Annotated in this window: 1 pseudogene; it reads left to right on the top strand. The window is 68.8% G+C overall.

Annotated elements, in window-relative coordinates:
- Window positions 1-654 (top strand): annotated as a pseudogene (locus tag SZN_RS37290) (chromosome segregation protein ParM); the annotation flags it as partial.

The following is a 654-nucleotide window of genomic DNA, read 5'->3' as shown; positions in this document are numbered from 1 at the left end:
GTACCAGCACGACAAGAACGCCCCCGCGCACGGCCTGACCCTCGGGGTCAGCCGGTCCGGCAAGACGCAGTTCTTCGCGATCCACATGGCCGCCCAGTCCCTGGACGGCGAGGTCGTGTGGCTGGGCACCGTCCGCAAGGACGAGAAGACCAGCGTGCTCGGTCGGTACATCGACCGTCAGGGCTCGAACGCGCTGTGGATGGCCCGCTCGCTGCGGGCGGCGAAGGCGCTGTGCGAGATCAGGGCGGAGATGCCCTGGCCGCACGACGGTCAGCCGCACGACTACAAGCCGGGCGACCCGCGCTGCCCCTACCGGCAGCTCAACGTCTACGGCGATGAGTTCATGACCGCGGCGCAGGACGCGGACTTCGGCGAGTTCATCCAGAAGGACGGCGAGGACCTCACGGTCACCGGCCTGAAGTACGGCATCGGCTTCAACCCGGCCGGGCAGTCGCCGTTCGCGCACAACGGGTTCTCCACCGAGATGAAGGACAACCTGCGCCAGAACTCGAGGCCGGTCATCTTCAACATGGGTTCGCCCGGCGCCACCCGCAAGGCGGCGGAGGGCACCATGGAGAACGCCTACGACGTGCCGACCATCCCGGCCCGCTACTCCCGCACCGAGGGTTCCGCGATCGAGCGGGCCATGCGCGG

Source organism: Streptomyces zinciresistens K42, from assembly GCF_000225525.1.
Lineage (GTDB): Bacteria > Actinomycetota > Actinomycetes > Streptomycetales > Streptomycetaceae > Streptomyces > Streptomyces zinciresistens.
Note: the sequence above shows the minus strand (reverse complement) of the source record. Positions and strands in the feature narration are given on the sequence as shown.